The 19,632-nt window shown below is 65.9% G+C and carries 19 protein-coding genes; 7 read left to right on the plus strand and 12 right to left on the minus strand.

Annotated elements, in window-relative coordinates:
* Nucleotides 1–2: 2 nt before the first annotated feature.
* Nucleotides 3–1,646, minus strand: a complete 1,644-nt coding sequence (gene groL / locus DW352_RS24820) for a chaperonin GroEL (protein WP_115693844.1) — start codon at nt 1,644–1,646, stop codon at nt 3–5.
* Between the two features lie 142 nt (nt 1,647–1,788).
* Entirely contained in the window at nt 1,789–2,085 is a 297-nt protein-coding gene (gene groES, locus DW352_RS24825; RefSeq protein ID WP_115693845.1) for a co-chaperone GroES, read from the minus strand.
* A gap of 253 nt (nt 2,086–2,338) precedes the next feature.
* Here groES and DW352_RS24830 point away from each other — a divergent pair, with 253 nt between their 5' ends.
* On the plus strand, nt 2,339–2,902 hold the full coding sequence (locus DW352_RS24830; RefSeq protein ID WP_245434241.1) for a hypothetical protein: 564 nt from the start codon (nt 2,339–2,341) through the stop codon (nt 2,900–2,902).
* A gap of 210 nt (nt 2,903–3,112) precedes the next feature.
* The gene (locus tag DW352_RS24835) at nt 3,113–4,303 is read left to right on the plus strand and encodes an MFS transporter (RefSeq protein WP_115693846.1); all 1,191 of its coding nucleotides are present in this window, start codon (nt 3,113–3,115) and stop codon (nt 4,301–4,303) included.
* Here DW352_RS24835 and DW352_RS24840 read toward each other — a convergent pair.
* Nucleotides 4,300–4,851: a protein phosphatase CheZ gene (locus DW352_RS24840; RefSeq protein WP_115693847.1), complete on the minus strand. Its 552-nt coding sequence runs from the start codon at nt 4,849–4,851 to the stop codon at nt 4,300–4,302. The genes DW352_RS24835 and DW352_RS24840 overlap by 4 nt on opposite strands.
* A gap of 174 nt (nt 4,852–5,025) precedes the next feature.
* Here DW352_RS24840 and DW352_RS24845 point away from each other — a divergent pair, with 174 nt between their 5' ends.
* A complete protein-coding gene (locus DW352_RS24845; RefSeq protein ID WP_115693848.1) occupies nt 5,026–5,817 on the plus strand; it encodes a L,D-transpeptidase in 792 nt (263 codons plus the stop codon).
* 171 nt (nt 5,818–5,988) lie between these two features.
* On the opposite strand, the gene DW352_RS24850 is transcribed toward DW352_RS24845, so the two are convergent.
* Genes DW352_RS24850 through DW352_RS24860 form a run of 3 tightly spaced genes read right to left on the minus strand, consistent with a single transcriptional unit; the run spans nt 5,989 to nt 8,719 of the window.
* Nucleotides 5,989–6,774 (minus strand): DUF2076 domain-containing protein, encoded by a 786-nt coding sequence (locus DW352_RS24850; protein ID WP_115693849.1) that lies wholly within the window; start codon nt 6,772–6,774, stop codon nt 5,989–5,991.
* 36 nt (nt 6,775–6,810) lie between these two features.
* Entirely contained in the window at nt 6,811–7,629 is an 819-nt protein-coding gene (locus DW352_RS24855; protein ID WP_115694594.1) for a ChbG/HpnK family deacetylase, read from the minus strand.
* Nucleotides 7,630–7,675: 46 nt separating this feature from the next.
* Nucleotides 7,676–8,719 (minus strand): glycosyltransferase family 2 protein, encoded by a 1,044-nt coding sequence (locus DW352_RS24860; RefSeq protein WP_115693850.1) that lies wholly within the window; start codon nt 8,717–8,719, stop codon nt 7,676–7,678.
* Between the two features lie 110 nt (nt 8,720–8,829).
* Between DW352_RS24860 and DW352_RS24865 the strand changes: the two genes are divergently transcribed.
* Nucleotides 8,830–9,303, plus strand: coding sequence for a GtrA family protein (locus DW352_RS24865; RefSeq protein WP_115693851.1), 474 nt, complete (start codon nt 8,830–8,832; stop codon nt 9,301–9,303).
* Nucleotides 9,304–9,312: 9 nt separating this feature from the next.
* Here the strand turns inward: DW352_RS24865 and DW352_RS24870 are convergent, their stop codons facing one another.
* Complete coding sequence (locus tag DW352_RS24870; RefSeq protein ID WP_115694595.1) at nt 9,313–10,497, minus strand: citrate/2-methylcitrate synthase; 1,185 nt, start codon at nt 10,495–10,497, stop codon at nt 9,313–9,315.
* A gap of 87 nt (nt 10,498–10,584) precedes the next feature.
* On the opposite strand from DW352_RS24870, the gene DW352_RS24875 reads away from it, so the two are divergent.
* Nucleotides 10,585–11,688 (plus strand): citrate synthase/methylcitrate synthase, encoded by a 1,104-nt coding sequence (locus DW352_RS24875; RefSeq protein ID WP_115693852.1) that lies wholly within the window; start codon nt 10,585–10,587, stop codon nt 11,686–11,688.
* Here DW352_RS24875 and hisG read toward each other — a convergent pair.
* A complete protein-coding gene (gene hisG, locus DW352_RS24880) occupies nt 11,685–12,665 on the minus strand; it encodes an ATP phosphoribosyltransferase (RefSeq protein WP_115693853.1) in 981 nt (326 codons plus the stop codon). The two genes, DW352_RS24875 and hisG, sit on opposite strands and share 4 nt — an antisense overlap.
* Entirely contained in the window at nt 12,662–13,816 is a 1,155-nt protein-coding gene (locus DW352_RS24885; RefSeq protein WP_115693854.1) for an ATP phosphoribosyltransferase regulatory subunit, read from the minus strand. Before DW352_RS24885 ends, hisG begins: the two co-directional genes overlap by 4 nt.
* A 270-nt stretch (nt 13,817–14,086) precedes the next feature.
* On the opposite strand from DW352_RS24885, the gene DW352_RS24890 reads away from it, so the two are divergent.
* Nucleotides 14,087–14,551, plus strand: a complete 465-nt coding sequence (locus DW352_RS24890; RefSeq protein ID WP_115693855.1) for a nuclear transport factor 2 family protein — start codon at nt 14,087–14,089, stop codon at nt 14,549–14,551.
* A gap of 3 nt (nt 14,552–14,554) precedes the next feature.
* Here DW352_RS24890 and DW352_RS24895 read toward each other — a convergent pair whose 3' ends face one another.
* Both DW352_RS24895 and hisS read right to left on the minus strand, forming a co-directional pair.
* Entirely contained in the window at nt 14,555–14,734 is a 180-nt protein-coding gene (locus DW352_RS24895) for a hypothetical protein (RefSeq protein ID WP_115693856.1), read from the minus strand.
* Between the two features lie 173 nt (nt 14,735–14,907).
* A complete protein-coding gene (gene hisS, locus DW352_RS24900; RefSeq protein ID WP_115693857.1) occupies nt 14,908–16,398 on the minus strand; it encodes a histidine--tRNA ligase in 1,491 nt (496 codons plus the stop codon).
* Between the two features lie 236 nt (nt 16,399–16,634).
* Here hisS and aptA point away from each other — a divergent pair, with 236 nt between their 5' ends.
* Nucleotides 16,635–17,963, plus strand: a complete 1,329-nt coding sequence (aptA, locus tag DW352_RS24905) for an omega-aminotransferase AptA (protein ID WP_115693858.1) — start codon at nt 16,635–16,637, stop codon at nt 17,961–17,963.
* A 107-nt stretch (nt 17,964–18,070) separates the two neighbouring features.
* On the opposite strand, the gene DW352_RS24910 is transcribed toward aptA, so the two are convergent.
* Nucleotides 18,071–19,594: a glycosyltransferase family 39 protein gene (locus DW352_RS24910; RefSeq protein ID WP_162827188.1), complete on the minus strand. Its 1,524-nt coding sequence runs from the start codon at nt 19,592–19,594 to the stop codon at nt 18,071–18,073.
* Nucleotides 19,595–19,632 lie beyond the last annotated feature (38 nt).

The raw sequence follows: 19,632 nt of genomic DNA on the forward strand, positions 1-19,632 counted from the left end.
TCTTAGAAGCCCATGCCGCCCATGCCACCCATGCCGCCGCCGGCGGGCATGGCCGGAGCCGCTTCCTTCGGCAGCTCGGCGACCATCGCTTCGGTGGTGATCAGGAGGCTCGCGACCGAGCTCGCATCCTGCAGCGCCGTGCGCACGACCTTGGCCGGGTCGATGATGCCCTTGGCGACCATGTCGACGTACTCTTCGTTCTGCGCGTCGAAGCCGAACGTCTCGTCCTTGTTCTCGAGGATCTTGCCGACCACGATCGAGCCTTCGACGCCGGCGTTTTCCGCGATCTGACGGATCGGGGCTTCCAGCGCCTTGAGCACGATGTTGATGCCGGCCTGAACGTCCGAGTTGTCGTTCGAGAGCTTGCCGACCGCCTTCTTGGCGCGGAGCAGGGCGGTGCCGCCGCCGGGGACGATGCCTTCTTCCACCGCAGCGCGGGTGGCGTTCAGCGCGTCCTCGACGCGGTCCTTCTTCTCCTTCACCTCGACTTCGGTGGCGCCGCCGACCTTGATAACGGCCACGCCGCCCGCGAGCTTGGCGAGACGCTCCTGCAGCTTCTCACGGTCGTAGTCCGAGGTGGTCTCCTCGATCTGCGCCTTGATCTGCTGCACGCGCGCTTCGATGTCGGCCTTCTTGCCGGCGCCGTTGACGATCGTGGTCTTTTCCTTCTCGATCACGACCTTCTTGGCGCGGCCGAGCATCTGCAGCGTCACGTTCTCGAGCTTGATGCCGAGATCTTCCGAGATCAGCTGACCGCCGGTGAGGATTGCGAGGTCCTCGAGCATGGCCTTACGGCGATCGCCGAAGCCAGGCGCCTTGACGGCCGCGACCTTGAGGCCGCCGCGCAGCTTGTTGACGACGAGCGTCGCGATGGCTTCGCCCTCGACGTCCTCGGCGATGATGATCAGCGGCTTGCCCGACTGAACGACGGCCTCGAGCACCGGCAGCATCGACTGCAGGCCCGAGAGCTTCTTTTCGTGCAGGAGGATGTAGGCGTCCTCGAGCTCGGCCAGCATCTTCTCGGCGTTGGTGACGAAGTAGGGGGAGATGTAGCCGCGGTCGAACTGCATGCCTTCCACGATGTCGACCTCGGTCTCCATCGCCTTGGCTTCCTCGACCGTGATCACGCCCTCGTTGCCGACCTTCTGCATCGCCTGGGCGATCATCTTGCCGATTTGGGTGTCGCCGTTGGCCGACACGGTGCCGACCTGCGCGACTTCAGCCGACGAGGAGACCTTCTTGGCGCGCTTTTCGATGTCCTTGATCACCGCGGCGGTCGCGATGTCGATGCCGCGCTTGAGGTCCATCGGGTTCATGCCGGCCGCGACCGACTTGGCGCCTTCGCGCACGATGGCCTGGGCGAGCACGGTGGCGGTGGTGGTGCCGTCGCCGGCGATGTCGTTGGTCTTGGACGCGACCTCACGCACCATCTGCGCGCCCATGTTCTCGAACTTGTCCTCGAGCTCGATCTCCTTGGCGACGGTGACGCCGTCCTTGGTGATGCGCGGCGCGCCGAAGCTCTTGTCGATGACGACGTTGCGGCCCTTCGGGCCCAGCGTGACCTTCACCGCGTTGGCGAGAATGTCGACGCCGCGCAGCATGCGGTCGCGCGCGTCGCCGGAAAATTTGACGTCCTTGGCAGCCATTTGAACTACTCCAATGGATTTGAGGTTGATCCTCATCCTGAGGAGCCGCCGAAGGCGGCGTCTCGAAGGATGAGGCCGAAGACTTCTTGCCCCCGTCCGTCGAGACGCGCCCGACGGGCGCCTCTCGGGACGAGGAAAGGCGTTAGCCGACCACGCCCATGATGTCGGACTCCTTCATGATCAGGAGCTCTTCACCGTCGATCTTCACTTCGGTGCCGGACCACTTGCCGAACAGCACGCGGTCGCCGGCCTTCACGTCGAGCGGGGTGAGCTTGCCGCTCTCGTCGCGGCCGCCGGGGCCGACGGCGACGACTTCGCCTTCCTGCGGCTTCTCTTTGGCGGTATCCGGAATGATGATGCCGCCCTTGGTCTTCTCTTCGGCGGAGATACGGCGCACGACCACGCGATCGTGCAGGGGACGGAATTTGGTTTTGGCCATGGCTTCCTCGTCGGCGCTGATGCGCGTCTCGTGTACCGGAAAGTCTCGATTTCTTAAGCCGTTAGCACTCGCTTACCCAGAGTGCCAGAAGGCTGCCCGGGAGATATTTGGTAACGGGCAGGGAGTCAAGCTGGGCGGCTGCAACCGCGACCGGAACGACACAGCCCGTCCGTTCGTTTGCGGCTACCACAAAGCGCGCTTGCGCTTGCCGCCGATGCCACGCAATGTTCCCCTCCATTCCCAAGGAGTCCCGATGAGCCGTTTCAAGACCCGTCCGTCGTCATTGCTGGCCATTGCTGCTTTGGCCGTGGTTTTGGCGGGATGTTCGAGCTTGTCGACGACGACACCGCCGACCGAGCCGCCTCCGCCGCCGGTCACGCCGACCCTGCCGCCGGCCTTCCCGTCGCAGGACATCGTCGGGCGCTGGGGCCTCGCCGCCTACCACCGCGACGAAGACCGGGCGCGCACCGAGGCGGCCGCCGCTGGCGGATGCCGTCAGCCTTACGTCATCACCATGGGACCGACCGGCGGCGTCATGATGCACCTTGCCGACCAATCGACCCCGACCGAGCTGCGGCTCAAAGGCGCGCCGGGCGGCAAGACCTACGTCGGGCCCGCCGAAGACCCGCCGGGCAGCCAGCAGGACCGCGAAGTCGTTCAATTCGACGGCCGCGTCTTGATCCTGCGTTGGATGGATCCGGAAGTGCAGGGTCGTTACGGCACGATGGTGTATGTCCGCTGCGGCGCCGAAGGCCAGAAACCGGCCAAGCCGCGCCGGCCGGCCGCCAGAAAGCCGGCGCCGAAGCCTAAGACCTGACCTCGTCCGGTCCATTGCCGGGTGCATCCCTTGCAAGTCGGCTTTGCCCGACTTGCAACAAGCTATCGGCCAGAACGCGGGTAGACCCGCATTCTGTTGCAATCCATGATGAGAATCCGGAAAAGCAGGCCCCTGTGAGCTAATCCTTCGTGGCCGCTCATCATGGATGCGTGGGCTGAGCCCGCGCATGACGGAGACCGTGGGGCCATTGTGATTGGACTGCGCGACTTCATCTCCGGCCCTTGGCGCGCGGTGCCGGTGCTCGGCGTCACGCAGATCCTGGCCTGGGGCTGCATCTTCTACACGCCCGTTCTGATCGTGCCTTTGATCGCGGCCGAGCGGTCCTGGTCGATGTCCTTCACCATGGGCGGGTTTTCGGTCGGGCTGCTCACCGCCGGTATGATGGCGCCTTACGTCGGGCGCTCGATCGACCGCCTCGGTGGCCACATGACCATGTCGCTCGGTTCGCTCGTCGGCGCGCTCGGACTCGTGCTGATCGCCTACGTCACGCACCCCGTCGCTTATTACGCGGTGTGGATGCTGCTCGGTGTGGCCCTCGCGGCCAGCCTTTACGATGCCGCCTTCGCGACGCTCGGCCGCATCTTCGGCGCAGCCGCGCGCCAGCCAATCACCGCTATCACGCTCGCCGGCGGCTTTGCCTCCACTGTGAGCTGGCCCACAACGCATGTCTTGATCGAGCGCGTTCACTGGCAAGGCACGTATCTCGTCTACGCCGCACTGCTCGCCTGTATCGCCGCACCGCTCCACGCCTTTGTGCTGCCGCGCAGCCGTTACGAGGCCAAGCCGCCGAAAGACGGCGAATCGCGCGCCACGGCGCAGGTGCTGCCGGCGCACGGACTTGCGTTCACCTTGGTGGCCGCGGCGTTCGGCGCCTATGCCTTCGTGCCGTCCGGCCTGTCCGCGCATCTTCTCGCGATCTTCGGCCGCAGCGGCATCGACGCCGGCACCGTGGTGATGATCGGCGCGCTGTTCGGCCCCGCGCAGGTCGGTGCGCGGATCATCGAGTTTGTGTTCGGACGCGACGTGCATCCGTTATGGGTCGTGCGCGGCGCGCTCACGGCGTTGCTCTGCGCCTTCGTGATGCTGGCGCTGCTCGGCATGTCGGTGCCGGTGGCGGCGGCGTTCGCCTTGATGTTCGGCGGCGCCAACGGACTCGTCACCATCGCGCGCGGCGCGGTGCCACTCTCGCTGTTCGGCGCGGCCGGCTACGGCCTGCTGGTCGGGCGCATCGCCAAGCCGTTCTTGATGATGCAGGCGGTGGCGCCACTGGTGATGGCTTTTGTCGTCGAGCGCGTATCGGATGGCGCGGCGCTGGCGCTCGCCGACGTCTTCGTTGCGATCGGTCTTGGCTGCTTCGCCGTGATCAAGCGTCCGGCTTAGCCGAACAACTGATCGATCTCGCGCTGGCTGATATGGCCGCTTGCACCGTCGAGCTTGGGGCCGTTGAGGAGGCGATCCTCCGACTCTGTCGCGGCGGACGTCGCGGCATCCTCGGGGGACAACATGGCGGCGAGGCGGATTTCCATCATGCTCAGCAGCTCGATCACCTTGCCGATCCGTTGGCCGGCGAGATCCTGGAAATTGCAGGCCTCGTAGATCTCCGCGACTTGGCTCTGAATGCTGCGCGAGAGTGCCTGCACGTTGTCGTCGCTCGTTGTGCTCAGCTTCCGTGCTTGCGCATCGATGCCTTCCGCCGATTTCAGGATGTCGTGCGTCGCCTTTTCCATCGACTCGACCGCGGCGCCGAGCTCTCCGGCAGCCAGCGTCATGCGGCGCTGCTTGCCGTCGTGAATGAGGGCGGCGAGATCTTGCTTCTGGCGGGTGACGAGGTCGTGCAAAGCGACGAGATCGTGCGCCGGCGCCGCGGTCGCGCGGCGTCGCTCGTTCGACGTCATCATCTGCTCGATGCGGAAAGTCTTGCGCTGCACGCGAGTGCCCCTTCAGAGGCGCAACCTAGCTCAACGGCCATTAACGCGGCGTTGCGCCACAGCGACACGATGCGTTTACCATGTCGATGCGGCTTTTACCCAAAATAAAGCCTGATCATCATGGTGCATGCGCAGTTTACCATTCGGTTGCGGTTTGGGCTTTGTATCGTCGCCATGTCACGTGCGTTCCTCCTCGCTTCGACCGCCTTGCTGATCGCCAGCAACGCCTCGGCACAACAGTATTACGCGCAGCCGCAGCCGCGCATGGTGGTGGTCTCGCAGCCACCGCAGGTGCGCGGCGATCTCGGCGGCGGCTTCATCGAATATGTGTTCGGTGATCGCCCGCGCGGCTCCATCCCGCCGCCGCAATACGCTGCGCCACCGCAATATGCGGCTCCGCAGTACGCGGCGCCGCCACAATATCCGCAGCAAACTTATGCGGCGCCGCCGGACCGGCAGGTCTACGCCAACGCGGATCCGAACGAGCAGGTCCTCGAGCCGCAACGTCCCGGCTTCCAGATGGATCCGCAGTTCATGCGGCAGGAAGTTGCTTACAACGGTAAGGAAGCGCCCGGCACGGTCGTCATCGATACGCCGAACCACTTCCTCTATCTCGTGCAGCCCGGCGGGCGCGCGCTGCGTTACGGCGTCGGTGTCGGCCGTCCCGGTTTCACCTGGGCCGGCGTGCACGCGGTCTCGGCGAAGAAAGAGTGGCCGGATTGGGTGCCGCCGAAGGAGATGCTGGAGCGTCAGCCTTACCTGCCGCATCGCATGGCCGGCGGACCGAACAATCCGCTCGGCGCGCGCGCGATGTATCTCGGCTCGACGCTTTACCGCATCCACGGCTCCAACGAGCCCTGGACCATCGGTCACAACGTGTCGTCGGGCTGCATCCGCATGCGCAACTCGGACGTCATCGATCTTTATGAGCGCGTGAAGGTCGGCGCCAAAGTGGTGGTGATGTAATTCACTTGCGGCGCTAATGAGCCGTCATCCGGAGGTGCGAGCGTCGCGAGCCTCGAAGGACGCGGTTGTTCGTTACGCAGGCTGTCGCGTCGGCCGTCTATCTTTCGAGGCTCGCGCTGCGCGCGAGCATCTCAGGATGACGGGACGAATATCGACTGCGCGCAATGACCGTCACGCCGAATCGTCGCCGCCGAAGTCGCCACCACCGAAATCATCGCCGCTGGCATCGTCGCCATAGTCGTCGTTGTCGGGATTGCCGCCGAACAGACCCGCGGTCTGCTGATCGGACGAGCCGCCGCGGCTGCCGACATCGTTTAAGCCGGCGTCGCGCGCGAGATCGCTGTTCGCGGCGTTGCCGCCCCACGGCGAGGTATCCGAGGGCGTCGAGGCGAAGGCCTGTCCGCCATGGTGGCCGAACATCGATGAGATTGAATTGAGCAGCATGCTGCCGGCGATCACGCCCGCGGCCGAAGCCGCCGCCGTGCCGAGGAACGAACCGCCGCCGCCACCTGGCTGCGCTCCGTATCCCGGCTGCGCGCCGACGCCGGGCTGTGCGCCATAGCCCGGCTGTGCGTTGTAGCCCGGCGCGGGCTGGCTCTGGTACGTGCCGCCTTGATTCCACCGCTGATCCGGTCCGGGTCCGGCATCGCGGCCGAGCGGGACGCTGGGGACCGAACCGCGCGCGCGGCCGAGAAAAGCCTCGCGCATGCTATCGAGGAAGCCGGCTCCCTGCTGCGGTTGCTCGCTTTCGCCGGAGAGCTCGCGGATGCGCGCATCGGCGCGCTTGAGTGCCTCGTCCTGCACCAAAACGGTCTGCACCAGCGCGTAGACCGCGTTCGGCGCGCGCCGGAGTCCTTCGATGATCGAATGCTCGGCGTCGGGATCGCGCGGCGCGGTCTCGAGCTTGGCGAGGCGATCGAAAAGATCGTCGACCAGTTGGCGTTCTTGCGGGGTCATTGCTTCCTCCCAATGCGCGCTGGCACGAACCGGTATCTAGGCGGCGCCCCTCGCTTCGCCAGAGGGCTGCGCCAAGGTGACGCCCGATTCCGCGAGCACGTGCAGGAAAGCATCCGAATTGAAAAAGGCGAATTCGTGCTCGCGCAACGTCGTCACCGGATCGAGGCTTTGTAAGGCCGAATCGACGAAGCCTGGATGACACATGATCAGGCCGCCATCCGGCAGGCCTCTGAGGAAGCGCGGGAAAATGCGCGAGAAGCGCGCCTTGGGGGTAAAGGCATAGGCGCCGGCGAAAGCCGGATTGGTGGTCAGCCCGTGGCGCGCGGCCTGCGATTTGAAGCCGAGGCTCAGCACGTCGAGGACCAGCGATTTCGGATCGTGCAGCGCGCGGCCGGCACGGACGCGGCCGCATTGCCGCACCCAGGCGTTGGGTGCGATCTCGCTCACCACCCTGAGGAAGGCGTTGCGCACCTGCGGCAGCAGATGCACGTGCTGATGGCCATCGACGAAATCGGGCATATGGCCGAAGGCGGACAGGAACGCCTGTAGTTGCGTGGCGATCTCGATCGTCAGCAGCTCGATGTCGAGCCGCCGTGTCATGGCGAGCCGCATCATGTCGTTGATCGGCGGGAAGGCGCCGCCGCGCAGCGGCGCAAAGCCGTTGCTCATCGGCTTGAACGGCGCGGTGAGGGTGACGTGCAGGCCGATGGCGGCGCGGGTCGTGCCGGCGTTGAGCATTTCCAGCGCATCGACTTCGTCGGCGCCGATATATGCCGCCGGCATCATCACCGACGTGGCGTTGAGCCGGCCGTTGAGGATGAGCTGGCGGATGGCGTCGTTGACGCCGGGCGCCATGCCGTAATCGTCGGCGCAGAGCCAGATCCGGCGGGTCGCGGTCACGTTATTCCGCCACGTGCAAGGCCGACGGCTTATCCGTCTCGGTCTCGTCGGCGTGCTTGACGCTGTGTTCGGCGACGAAATAGACCGGCCGCGCTTTGATCTCGGACAGCATCTTGCCGATGTATTCGCCCAGGATGCCGATCATCAGAAGCTGCACGCCGCCGATGATCATGATGCTGACGACCAGCGAGGGATAGCCGGGCACGTCTTTGCCGAACAGGATCGTCTCGAGCATGATCCAGATGCCGAAAAGAAGCGCGGTCGCCGCGAACAGCGCGCCGAGCAGGCTTGCGAGGCGGAGCGGCGCCACCGTGAACGAGGTCAGGCCCTCGATCGACAGGCCGATCAGCGTCCAGACGTTCCAGGTCGTCTTGCCGTGCTCGCGCCGCGCCGGTTCGTAATCGACGCGCACCTGCCGGAAGCCGATCCAACTCGACAGGCCTTTGAAGAAACGGTTGCGCTCCGGCATCTGGCGCAGTGCCGCGGCCGCGCGCGCCGACAGCAGGCGGAAGTCGCCGGCGTCTTCCGGAATTTTCTGACGCTGGCCCCAGTTGATCAGGTCGTAGAAGAACTTCACGCCGAGCGTGCGCAGCTTGGGCTCGCTCTCGCGGTGCGCCTTGGCGGTATAGACGACGTCGTAGCCATCATCGAGCCAGCGGGACACCAAGGTTTCGATCAGGCTCGGCGGATGCTGGCCGTCGCCGTCCATGAACATGACGGCGCCCAGGCGGGCATGGTCGAGGCCGGCGAGCAGAGCCGCTTCCTTGCCGAAATTGCGTGACAGCGAGACGACCTGAACGTCCGCCGCGGTGGCCGGCAGCGCCTGCGCCACCAGGTAGGTGTCGTCGCGGCTGCCGTCGTCCACATAGACGATCTCGACGGCGAGGCCGCGCTTGGCGTGCAGAAAACGCGCCACCTCGGAGATGCGCTCGTGCAGGGAGGGCAGTCCCTTGGACTCGTTGAACACCGGCACGACGATGGACAGCCCCTGGGTGGCGCGCGTCTGCGCCGTCCGCGTGCTGGATCGTGTGGTTTGGGCCGTCATCGTCGTGAAACCTGCTGTGCTGTCGCCTTCGCGCGACCTATACCGTACCGCCGGGTTGATGTCGCGCCCCGCCCTACCAGGATGCGCCGCACCATGCTAAGCGGGAAATAATGACCTTCAAGTCCCTACGAAACATCCGCGACCGATTGACCGAGGCTTGGCACGAGCGCGCCATCGTGCTCAAGGCGATCAGCTTTGCCTTTGTCGGCCTCATCAATTCGGCGATCGATTTCGCCATATTCTCGTTCGCCTACTACTATCTGGGGTTGCCGATCATCGTCGCCAATACGCTGGCTTGGATTGTGGCGGTGACCGGCTCCTACGTGATGAATTCCACCATCACCTTTGCCGCCGAATCCGGGCGCAAACTGGGCTTCAGCCAGTACCTCGGCTTTGCCGCGTCGCAATTCGCCGGCTTCCTGGCCAACACGGCGACGGTCTGGTGTTTGGTGGAACTCGCCCATATCCCCGCCTGGGCGGCGAAAGTGGTCGCGATCGCGGTGAGCTTCGTGGTCAACTTCTCCCTGTCGCATTTCCTGGTGTTCCGCACCGAGAAGCCCAAGGCCGATCGCGGACAATCGTAACGACGCGCGTTAGGTCGGGGCGGGCCCGGTGTAGCGGGCGCGCGGGCGAATGATCGCGCCGCTCGCTTGTTGCTCCAGCGCATGTGCGATCCAGCCGGCCGTGCGCCCGACCGTGAAGAGCGCGAGCGCGGCCCCGTAGGGCAGTTGCGCCGCGCGCCGCAGCGACACTAGCGCGAAATCGACATTCGGCGTGTGTCCACCGATGGCGCCAATGGCGTCGATCAATGCGTTGCGGGTCTTGTCGGCGGGCAACAGGCGCAGCAGCGCGCGGCTGCGCGGATCGCCGTCCGGATAGAGCGGGTGGCCGAAGCCGGGCAGCTGATCGCCGCGCCGCAGCCGCTCACGCACCACGCGCGTTGCGTCGCCGACGCGATCGACTTCGTCGAACAGCATTTCAACGAGGCTCGTCGTGCCGCCGTGCAAGGGACCCGACAGGGCGCCGAGACCGCCCGACAGGCACGCGCTCAAGGACGCGCCGGTCGATGCGATCACGCGTGCGGCGAAGGCCGAGGCATTGAGTTCGTGATCGGCGCACAGCACCAGCGCGGCGCGGATCAATTCCGCCTTGCGTGGGCCGGCGCGCCACGCCTGCGCCAGATGCCGGTGGATCGGCAGCGTGCTTGGCTCGGTCGCGGTCGCCGCGGCGGCCATCGCGCGAAGGAGACCGGCGGCATCCGTCCACAAACTTTGCGCCGCATGCCGCCATGTCACGGTGGTGCCGATCCCGGCCAAGGGCAGCAGCGCCGTGCAACGCTCGGTCGGCAAAGCGTCGCGCATTTGTTTGCCGACGATGGGCCAGCTCGCCGACGGGCGCGGCGCCGGCGCGGCGAAAGGATCGGTGTCGCCGCAGTCCCACAGCAAGCGCGCGACCGCCTCGAGGCTCTGGTCGTGCGCGAGCTTGGCCGCGTCCTGGCCGCGGTAATACAGTTTGCCGCCGTCGATCAGCGCGATGCGCGAGTCGAGCGCCGGCAATCCCCAATCGAGCGTCGTCGCGGCGATGACGGCGGGCTTGCGTCCGCGTGCTTTCGCCTTGGCGAGCCGCGCGATGTCGTCGGCGCTGTAGAGCCGGCGGCGCGGGTCGTCCGGATCGGCGTGCGTCTGCACGAGATGGCGGCTGACATAGGCGTACAAAGTCGCGCGCGTGATGCCGAGCCGGGATGCCGCGCTGGCGGCGTCGATGAGGTTCCGTGTCATGGCCATAGATTGATTATATCAATCAATATTGACGATTTATGAGATTACCACAATCTTCGCAGCGAGGTCATTCATCGAGGTATCGCCATGTCGCAAACCAACGCCGAAGTCAGAACCCAATCCGGTCTGGACAACGTCATCGCCGCCGAAACCGTCCTGAGCCATGTCGATGGCGCCGCCGGCCGGTTGATCGTGCGCGGCTTCGATCTGGAAGAAGTCGCGGGCTACAGCGTCGAGGCGATGCTGGCGCTGCTATGGGACGGTTTCGTCGACCATGCCTGCACCGAACAGGACATCCGCGTCGCGCTCGGCAAAGCGCGGGTGGAGGCTTTCGCAACGCTCGGCAAAATCCAGCCGGTCGCCGCATTGTCCGAAGTCGAAGAGTTGCGCCTGTTATTGTCGAGGCTCCCCGACGCTAGCCCGACGCCGCATCATTTGCTCGCGGTCGCCGCGACCGCGGTGTTCACCGCCGCCATCGTGCGACGCCGGCGCGGCGAGACGCCCATCGCCCCCGACGCGAAGCTTGGGCATGCGGAGGATTTCCTGCGCATGATCCGCGGTACATCGGTTTCCAAAGCGCATGCCCGTGCCTTGGAAGCCTATCTCGTCACCGTGGCCGATCATGGTCTCAATGCGTCGACCTTCACCGCGCGTGTGATCGCTTCGACGCGCGCCGGTCTGTTGTCCGCTGTGGTCGGCGCGTTGTGCGCGTTGAAGGGGCCGTTGCATGGCGGTGCGCCGGGGCCGGTGCTCGATATGCTGGATGCGATCGGCAGCGAAGCGAACATTCGGCCCTGGCTCGACGATGCGCTGGCCGACGGCGAACGGTTGATGGGCTTCGGCCACCGCGTCTACCGCGTGCGGGATCCGCGCGCCGACGTGCTCAAGCGGGTAGCGTCGGATCTGCGCGAGGGCGGACGCATCCGCTTCGCCGAGAAGGTGGAGGCGGTGGCGCTGGAAGCGCTGGCGGTGCACAAGGCAAACCGCAAGCTCGAAACGAACGTGGAGTTCTACACCGCGCTGGTGCTGGAGGCGCTCGGACTGCCGCGCACGACCTTCACCAATGTGTTCGCCGTCGGCCGCGTCGCCGGCTGGACCGCGCACATCCTGGAGCAGGAACAGAGCGGCCGCATGATCCGGCCGCAATCGCGCTATGTCGGGCCGAGCCCGAAGCAACCGCTGGCCGCTTAGGCAGCCGGCAGCTTGCTCTCGAGCTTGGCGTAAAGCGGATTGTCCTTGGAGAACACGTAACCGAGCTCGGCGACCGACACCGCTTCGGCGCCGCGCTCGCGCATGAAGCTCGTCAGCGCGTAGACCTGCGCGGGCGGGCAGTGCAGCGTCAGCATGCCCGACGACGTCGGGCCGCCGAACGGCGTCTCGACGCCGTACTTCTGCTTGGCCTCTTCGACCAATTTGCCGTCGCAGGCGGCAAAGCGCGCGCGCACTTCACGGAAGGCTTTGGCGCGCGCTTGCGCCGTGATGCGGTCGAGGATGACGCGGGCGAGGTCGCGCTGCTCGCTGGTCCATTCCGCCTTGCGCGCGGCGACCAGATTGGCCTGCGAGCGCAGGATCACGCCGTCGTCGACGATCTTGAGCGCATTGGCCGCGAGCGTCGTGCCGGTCGTCGTGATGTCGACGATCAGTTCGGCGGTGCCGGCGGCCGGCGCGCCTTCGGTCGCACCGGCGCTCTCGACGATACGATAGTCGATGACGCCATGCGTCGAGAAGAAGTCGCGCGTGAGGTTGATGTACTTCGTCGCCACCCGCATCTTGCGGCCGTGGTGATGACGGAACGCGGTGGCAACGTCGTCGATGTCGGCCATGGTGCGCACGTCGATCCAGGCCTGCGGTACGGCGACGACGACATTGGCGAAGCCGAAGCCGAGCCCCTCGATCAGCACCACACGCTCGTCGGCGTCGGGCATCTGCTCGCGCACGAGGTCTTCGCCGGTGACGCCGAGATGCACGGCGCCGGCGCCGAGCTGTGCGGTGATTTCGGACGCGGACAGATAGGCGACTTCGACGCCGTCGAGACCGGCGACCGCGCCGCGATAATCGCGGGCGCCGCGCGGCTTGACGAGATTGAGGCCGGAGCGCGCGAAGAAGGCTTCGGCGTTTTCCTGCAGCCGGCCCTTGGCCGGCACGGCGATGATGAGCGGCGCGCTCATTGGACGCCTCCATAGACGGCGAGGCGTTCGATCCAAACTGCGAAACCGACGGCGGGGATCGGCGAGGGGGCGCCGAGGCGCGTCAGCAGGCCGTCGTAGCGGCCGCCGGCGACCAGCGGATCGCCGGTGCGCGCAGGATCGGTCAGCTCGAACACGAAGCCGGTGTAATAGTCGAAGCCGCGCCCGAACGACGTCGAGAGCTGCACGCGCTTGAGGTCGATGCCGCGCGCTGCAAGAAAGCCGGTGCGGCTCTCGAACAGGTCGAGTGCCGGCGACAGTTCGCCCAGCATGCCGGCTTCGGCGGCGAGTGCGCGCAACTCGACGGCCGCTTCATCCGGATCGCCGCCGATGGCGAGGAAGCGCTCGATCAGCGAGCGCACGTCGCGCGGCAGCTTGGTCGATGCGCCGAGGGCCGATTGTTCGAGAAAGCGGTCGGCGATTTCGGCCACCGAGCGGCCGCCGACGGCACTGATGCCGGCGATCGACAGCAGATCGGTGACGAGCGCGTGCGCGCCTTTCGGGTCGGAACCGGCAAGCGCGGCGAGCACGCCCTGATATTCCGGCCGCGCATTGTTGCCGCCGAGCATGAGGCGCTCGAGGTCCTGCGCCAGGTTGGTCTTGCGGTTGAAGTCCTTCACCAGCCGCCGCTTCCAGGCCGCCGGCAAATCGAGCGCCGCGATCAGTGCGGCGAAGAGGGCGACGTCGCCGATCTGGATCGAAGGCGCCGCGAGGCCGTAATGCGCGGTCGCTTCCAATCCGAGCGAGAGCATCTCGGCGTCCGCCGCGGCGGTGTCGGCCCGCCCGAAGCTTTCGATGCCGGCCTGAAGAAACTCGGCAGGATCGTCGGCGCGATGTCGGAAGACCGGGCCGAGATAGCAGAACGCGGCGGGCTGACCGGCAGCCGGCGAGGCGAGGTAATCGCGCGACACCGGAATGGTGAGGTCGGGGCGCAGACAGAATTCGGCGCCGCCTGGCGCGGTCGTCAGGTACATGCGCTTGCGGATGTCCTCGCCCGAAAGGTCGAGGAAGGGCTCCGCCGGCTGCAGGATGGCAGGCGTGACCCTGGCATAGCCGGCACGCTCGTAGGAGGCGACCAGCGCCTCCGCCCGCGTTTCCGGTCCCGATCCCGGTACTCCTACGCTCCCATCCATCGCACGTCCCAACTGCAGACTCGTCTGATCGCCGCCCTTTTGGGCGTCCACTTCCCGCCGCCCTTTAGCACGGGCGCCTTAAGGATTCGACGCCGTTCGCCGCGCGGCCTTAACGGCTTTCTGAGCCAAATACCTGCCGTCGTTAATAAATTTTTGCCGGCGGCCGCGGCGAACCGATGCCCGTGATCGGTAATCAGCTGCCGTGTCCTCTTGAGCGTAATAAAATTTCAATGCAACTTGGGTCTACTGCGGTAAGTGGGGAGGCAGCCCATGGGCTACGCCGTATCGCGAGAGGTCGCCGAGACCTTTTTCAAGGTCTACGCCGTGCGCGACATGGTCAGGGTGGCACCGTTCCTGAGGGACGACGTGCTTTGGACCATCAGCGGCCCCGTCGACCTGCTGCCGTTCTGCGGCACCCGCCGCGGCAAAGCCGCGGTGATCGATCTGCTCGGCCGGACAGTGCCGACCGTGCTGCGCGTATTCAGGTTCACCACTGAGTTGTTGCTGGTCGATGGCGATCGCGTCGCTTCGCTGAACCGCCTCTCGGCGCGGGGTACGGCGGACGGCCGTACCATCAGCTACCGGGTCGCGCACTTCATGCGCTTCGCAGACGACAAGGTGGCGGAGAATTTTACCTTCATTGACAGCTTCGACGCGGTGGAGCAGGTGCTCGGCCACACCTCGCCGGTCCACGACACGCCCTCCCTGCTCGGGAACGACATTGTCGCGCTCTGAGGATTACAGCGGCTGAGGCTCAGGCACGATTTCGGCGGGTGGGGCGCTTTTGCCCGGCGCCGCCTGTTCGGCGGGCGGCGCCTCCTCGGGCACCGTCGACGGAGCGACCTTCGGCTTCACATAGCGGCAACCGGTGTGCCGTTGCATGGCCTGAGCAACCGGGTAGCACCAACGTTCGGCCATCACGCACCTCGACGCATTCTTGTTCTGGATTGCACAAGAAATGCGCGGACGGTCGTCCCGGTTCCACGCATGCGACACCGGCATTCGTGGTGACGAACGTCGTGCGCGTGCGCCGTTAGAGCCGCTTGGCGTTAACGCCGTGTGTCGTTGCGACGACGGTTTGATGGCACGGTTTACGAAAGTCCGTGGCGAGCCAGCACCTGCCGCACCGCGTCGACAAGCTTGTCCTCGGCGACGGCGAACTGCGCTTCGGCCTGCTTCTTGAGATAGTCGTCGCGTTCTTTGGACAGCCCGGCGATCTCGGCGCCGAGGATAAGATCCTTGATCTGCACCTCGCCGCGCATTTTTTCATCGCCGCCTTGAATGACGGCACAAGGCGAGCCCCGCTTGTCGGCATATTTGAGTTGGTTGCCGAAGTTCTTCGGGTTGCCGAGATAGAGTTCGGCGCGGATGCCGGCGCCGCGCAACTGCGACACCATGCGCTGATAGTCGGCGACGCGGTCGCGGTCGAACACGGTGACGACCACGGGCCCGGCGTCCGGCTTCGACGAAATCTTGCCGAGCGCGGTGAGGGCGGCCTGCAGGCGCGAGACGCCGATGGAAAAGCCGGTAGCCGGCACAGGCTCGCCGCGGAAGCGCGAGACGAGACCGTCGTAACGGCCGCCGCCGCCGACCGAGCCGAAGCGCATCGGCCGGCCCTTCTCGTCCTTGATCTCGAAGGTGAGCTCCACCTCGTAGACCGGACCGGTGTAATATTCGAGACCGCGCACCACCGACGGGTCGATGCGGATGCGACCGTCGTCATAGCCGGCTGCGCTCACCAGTTCGCCGATCGAACGCAACTCGTTCACACCGTCGAGGCCGGCATTGGAGCCGGACACCAGCGCTTCCATCTGGTCGAGCATCTGCGGCACGTTGTGCGTTTCGACGCGCAGAAAACCGAGCACGGTGTCGCAGGCCTTCTCGTCGAGGCCCGCGCCCTTGGTGACGTCGCCGCTCTCGTCCTTGCGGCCGGGACCGAGCAGATCGCGCACGCCGTCGAGGCCGAGGCGGTCGAGCTTGTCGATGGCGCGCAGCACGGTGAGACGGCGGCCGGCATTGGCGTCGCCGCCGAGCTCGATGGCTTCGAGGATGCCGTCGAGCACCTTGCGGTTGGATACCTTCACCACGTAATCGCCGCGCGGAATGCCGAGCGCCTCGATGGTGTCGGAGGCGAGCATGCACATCTCGGCGTCGGCGGCCATGGTCGCGGCGCCGACCGTGTCGGCGTCGAATTGCATGAACTGGCGGAAACGGCCCGGGCCCGGCTTCTCGTTGCGGAACACCCAGCCGAAGCGATAGCTGCGGTAGGGCAGCGCCAGGAACTGATAGTTCTGCGCGACGTAGCGCGCGAGCGGCGCGGTCAGGTCGTAGCGCAGCGACAGCCACTGCTCGTCGTCGTCCTTGAACGAGAACACGCCTTCGTTCGGCCGGTCGAGGTCCGGCAGGAACTTGCCGAGCGCATCGGTGTATTCGATCGCCGGGGTCTCCACCGGCTCGAAGCCGAAGCGCTCGAACGTCGTGCGGATGGTCTCGACCATCGTACGCGTCGCGGCGATTTCGGCCGGGCCGCGGTCGGCGAGGCCATGCGGCAGGCGGGCTTTGAGCTTGTGGGGTTTCGCCATAGTCGCGTGCACAATGTGTAGGGATGTTGATTGTCAACGGCGTGGTAGCAGCCGTTTGTCGCTTTGTCATTATTGGCGAAAGCGGCTAAGCCGTTGCGCAGCCTAGTCCCGCCCTCATCCTGAGGAGCCGGAAGCCCGCGTCTCGAAGGATGAGGGCGGCCCCATGGTTCGAGACGCGCCTTCGGCGCTCCTCACCATGAGGCCGAGATAGGCTCAGGCATTTTGTGAGGTCTCTCATGGCTCAAGTCGCCACCGTTCCCAACGATCTCGAACCCTATTGGATGCCGTTCACGGCCAACCGGGCCTTCAAGGCGCGGCCGCGCTTCGTCTCCGGCGCCAAGGACATGCACTACTTCACGCCGGACGGCCGCAAGCTGCTCGATGGCGCGGCGGGCCTTTGGTGCACCAATGCCGGCCATAACCGCGATCCGATCGTGAAGGCGATCCAGGCCCAGGCCGGTCAGCTCGACTACGCGCCGGCCTTCCAGTTCTCGCACCCGCAGGCCTTTGAACTGGCGAGCCGCATCGCCGCGCTGGCGCCAGGCGATCTCGATCACGTCTTCTTCTGCAATTCGGGCTCGGAGGCGGTCGACACCGCGCTCAAGATCGCGCTCGCTTATCACAACGTGCGCGGCAACGCTTCGCGCGTGCGCATGATCGGCCGCGAGCGGGGCTATCACGGCGTCGGATTCGGCGGCATCGCCGTCGGCGGCATCGTCAACAACCGCAAGCATTTCGGCGCGCTGTTGGCCGGCGTCCATCATCTCTCTCATACCTATAACCGCGCCGAGCAGGCGTTCAGCGTCGGTGAGCCGGAGTGGGGCGCGCATCTCGCGGACGAGTTGGAGCGCATCGTCGCGCTGCACGACGCGTCGACCATCGCCGCCGTCATCGTCGAGCCGATGGCCGGCTCGACCGGCGTGCTGGCCGCGCCGAAGGGCTATCTGCAAAAGCTGCGCGCCATTTGCGACAAATACGGCATCCTGCTGATCTTCGACGAGGTCATCACCGGTTTCGGTCGCCTCGGCTATGCCTTCGCCGCCGAACGGTACGGCGTCGTGCCCGACCTCATCACTTTCGCCAAAGGCATCACGTCCGGCAGCGTGCCGATGGGCGGCGTCCTGGCGCGCAAGGGCATCTACGACGCCTTCATGCAGGGTCCCGAGCATGTGGTCGAGCTGTTTCACGGCTATACTTATTCGGCGCATCCTCTCGCCTGCGCGGCCGGGCTCGCCACGCTCGATCTCTATCGCGAGGAAAAGCTCTTCGAACGCGCCCGTGCGCTGGAGCCGAAATGGAGCGAAGCTGCCATGGCGCTCAAGGGCCTGCCCAACGTGCTCGACATCCGCACCATCGGCCTCACGGTTGGCATCGATCTCGCCAGCAAGCCGGATGGTGTCGGCAAGCGCGGCTTTGAAGCCATGGACCGCGCCTTCCACGAGCAGGACATGACCATCCGCGCCGTCGGCGACACCTTGGCGCTGTCGCCGCCGCTGATCGTCAGCGAGGCGCAGATCGACGAGATGTTCGGCAAGCTCGCCAAGGTGATCAAGGCGGTGGCGTAGCAGTTGTCGTCCCGCGCGAGCGTTAGCGAGGCCCGGGACCCATACGCCGCAGCTTATCGCTAGCGCACGGCGTATGGGTCTCCGCCTTCGCGGGGACGACAAGTAAGTTAAGGTCGTATCTGCGCATAAGCCGGCTGCGGCAGCAGGATTGCCCAGCCGACATTGACGCTGGAATCGCCGCGCCGGTCCTTCAGCAGGAACGACGGCTGCACCGACGCCTCGCCGGCGATGTTGCGGTATTCGATCGGGATCACCTTGAGGTCGCCGGTCGTCCACACCACCACACCGCCGCGCGTGCGCAGGTCGTTGAGATTGATCCACGGCGCGCGCTCCGGCTTGCCGTCGATCAGGACGCGTGGATGGTCGGGCGAGTAATGCGCGACATTGCCGCCGTCCCACATCGTGCCGACCACATAAGCGAGCTTGCGGCCGGTCACGGCCCGGTAACGGTCGGTGATCTCGCGCGCCAGGGCGTCGCCGGGGAAGAACACTGCACGGTAACGGTGGTCGAAGCGCGGCAATACGTCGTAGTTGACGACGAAGGCGGCCGCGAGAGCGGTGAAGATAATGGCCCATGTGATGCCGATGCGCGCGAGCCGCATCTGTTCGAGCGCGCGCCCCGCCACGAGCACCAGCCATACGCCGGAGAACAGGAACAGCGGATAACCCCACATCGCCACGGTGCCGCGGCCGCTCACCGCGGACATCGCCAACACGGTGACGAGCGGCCCGAAAGCGAGCCAGGTGACGATCCGCCGGTCGAACGCGTCGGCGAGCGAAGCGACGGGTGGTTCACCGGGCTTGCGCCGTGGAATAAACAGCGGCGCTGCGATCAGCAGGGACGGAATCAGAAAAAAGAGCTGGCTGACGGCGAACTGCAGCGGATGCCACAGATGGTCGTACCAGCCGCGCGATAATACGGCGCGGTGCTCGGCATAGCCAAACGGCAAGAAGTCGTTGCGGACCAGCCAGACGAGATGCGGCGCCATCACCAAGACCGCGACGGCCATTGCGACGTAAGGGCCGGGCGTCTTCAGGCTCTGTCGCGCCTGCGCGTCGACCAGGACGAACAAAGCCAGCGGCGCGGCGAGCACGACGACGAAATATTTCGCCCACAGCGATAGGCCGACGGCGAGGCCGAGCAGAATCCAATCCCGCATCCGTCCGACCCGGAGGCCGCGATGAAAGGCATAACCGGCAAGCGCCCAGAATGGCAGCTGGATGACGTCGTGATTGAACTTGGCCGACGTGTAGTTGAGGTAATGTAATCCGTCGACGATCAGCACCGCGACCAGGGCGCCGAGCGGGCCGGTGAGCGGCCGCGCCATCACGAAGATGAGCGCCAATGCCGACACCACGGCGAGTTGGGCCAGCAGGTAATAAGCGTAATCGTGGCCGGCGATCCGGTAGGCGATCTCCACCAGCCACCACGGCAAGGGCGGCAGCTTGTCATACCCCAGCTGCCATTCGCGGCCATAGAGCAGCGCTTCGATCAGATCGAGCGGCAGGTTGGGGTAGAGGAGGGTCGGCAGAACGGTCCAAACCAGCGCGTGCACGGCCAGGATGGCGGCCAGGGCTTGGCCCGGCGCGGCGGCGGCCCAGGCGATGAGGGGAAAGCGGCGGGGTTCCAAGAGTCTCAAGTTCCTGCGAATAAACGGCTTCCGGCCCT

It is taken from the genome of Pseudolabrys taiwanensis (assembly GCF_003367395.1).
Classification (GTDB): domain Bacteria; phylum Pseudomonadota; class Alphaproteobacteria; order Rhizobiales; family Xanthobacteraceae; genus Pseudolabrys; species Pseudolabrys taiwanensis.

Excerpts from the sequence above, each read along its gene's own strand:
- groL (WP_115693844.1), bottom strand. The coding sequence starts at position 1,646 with ATGGCTGCCAAGGACGTCAAATTTTCCGGCGACGCGCGCGACCGCATG.
- groES (WP_115693845.1), bottom strand. The coding sequence starts at position 2,085 with ATGGCCAAAACCAAATTCCGTCCCCTGCACGATCGCGTGGTCGTGCGC.
- DW352_RS24830 (WP_245434241.1), top strand. The coding sequence starts at position 2,339 with ATGAGCCGTTTCAAGACCCGTCCGTCGTCATTGCTGGCCATTGCTGCT.
- DW352_RS24845 (WP_115693848.1), top strand. The coding sequence starts at position 5,026 with ATGTCACGTGCGTTCCTCCTCGCTTCGACCGCCTTGCTGATCGCCAGC.
- DW352_RS24850 (WP_115693849.1), bottom strand. The coding sequence starts at position 6,774 with ATGACCCCGCAAGAACGCCAACTGGTCGACGATCTTTTCGATCGCCTC.
- DW352_RS24855 (WP_115694594.1), bottom strand. The coding sequence starts at position 7,629 with ATGGCGCCCGGCGTCAACGACGCCATCCGCCAGCTCATCCTCAACGGC.
- DW352_RS24860 (WP_115693850.1), bottom strand. The coding sequence starts at position 8,719 with ATGACGGCCCAAACCACACGATCCAGCACGCGGACGGCGCAGACGCGC.
- DW352_RS24865 (WP_115693851.1), top strand. The coding sequence starts at position 8,830 with ATGACCTTCAAGTCCCTACGAAACATCCGCGACCGATTGACCGAGGCT.
- DW352_RS24870 (WP_115694595.1), bottom strand. The coding sequence starts at position 10,497 with ATGACACGGAACCTCATCGACGCCGCCAGCGCGGCATCCCGGCTCGGC.
- DW352_RS24875 (WP_115693852.1), top strand. The coding sequence starts at position 10,585 with ATGTCGCAAACCAACGCCGAAGTCAGAACCCAATCCGGTCTGGACAAC.
- hisG (WP_115693853.1), bottom strand. The coding sequence starts at position 12,665 with ATGAGCGCGCCGCTCATCATCGCCGTGCCGGCCAAGGGCCGGCTGCAG.
- DW352_RS24885 (WP_115693854.1), bottom strand. The coding sequence starts at position 13,816 with ATGGATGGGAGCGTAGGAGTACCGGGATCGGGACCGGAAACGCGGGCG.
- DW352_RS24890 (WP_115693855.1), top strand. The coding sequence starts at position 14,087 with ATGGGCTACGCCGTATCGCGAGAGGTCGCCGAGACCTTTTTCAAGGTC.
- DW352_RS24895 (WP_115693856.1), bottom strand. The coding sequence starts at position 14,734 with ATGGCCGAACGTTGGTGCTACCCGGTTGCTCAGGCCATGCAACGGCAC.
- hisS (WP_115693857.1), bottom strand. The coding sequence starts at position 16,398 with ATGGCGAAACCCCACAAGCTCAAAGCCCGCCTGCCGCATGGCCTCGCC.
- aptA (WP_115693858.1), top strand. The coding sequence starts at position 16,635 with ATGGCTCAAGTCGCCACCGTTCCCAACGATCTCGAACCCTATTGGATG.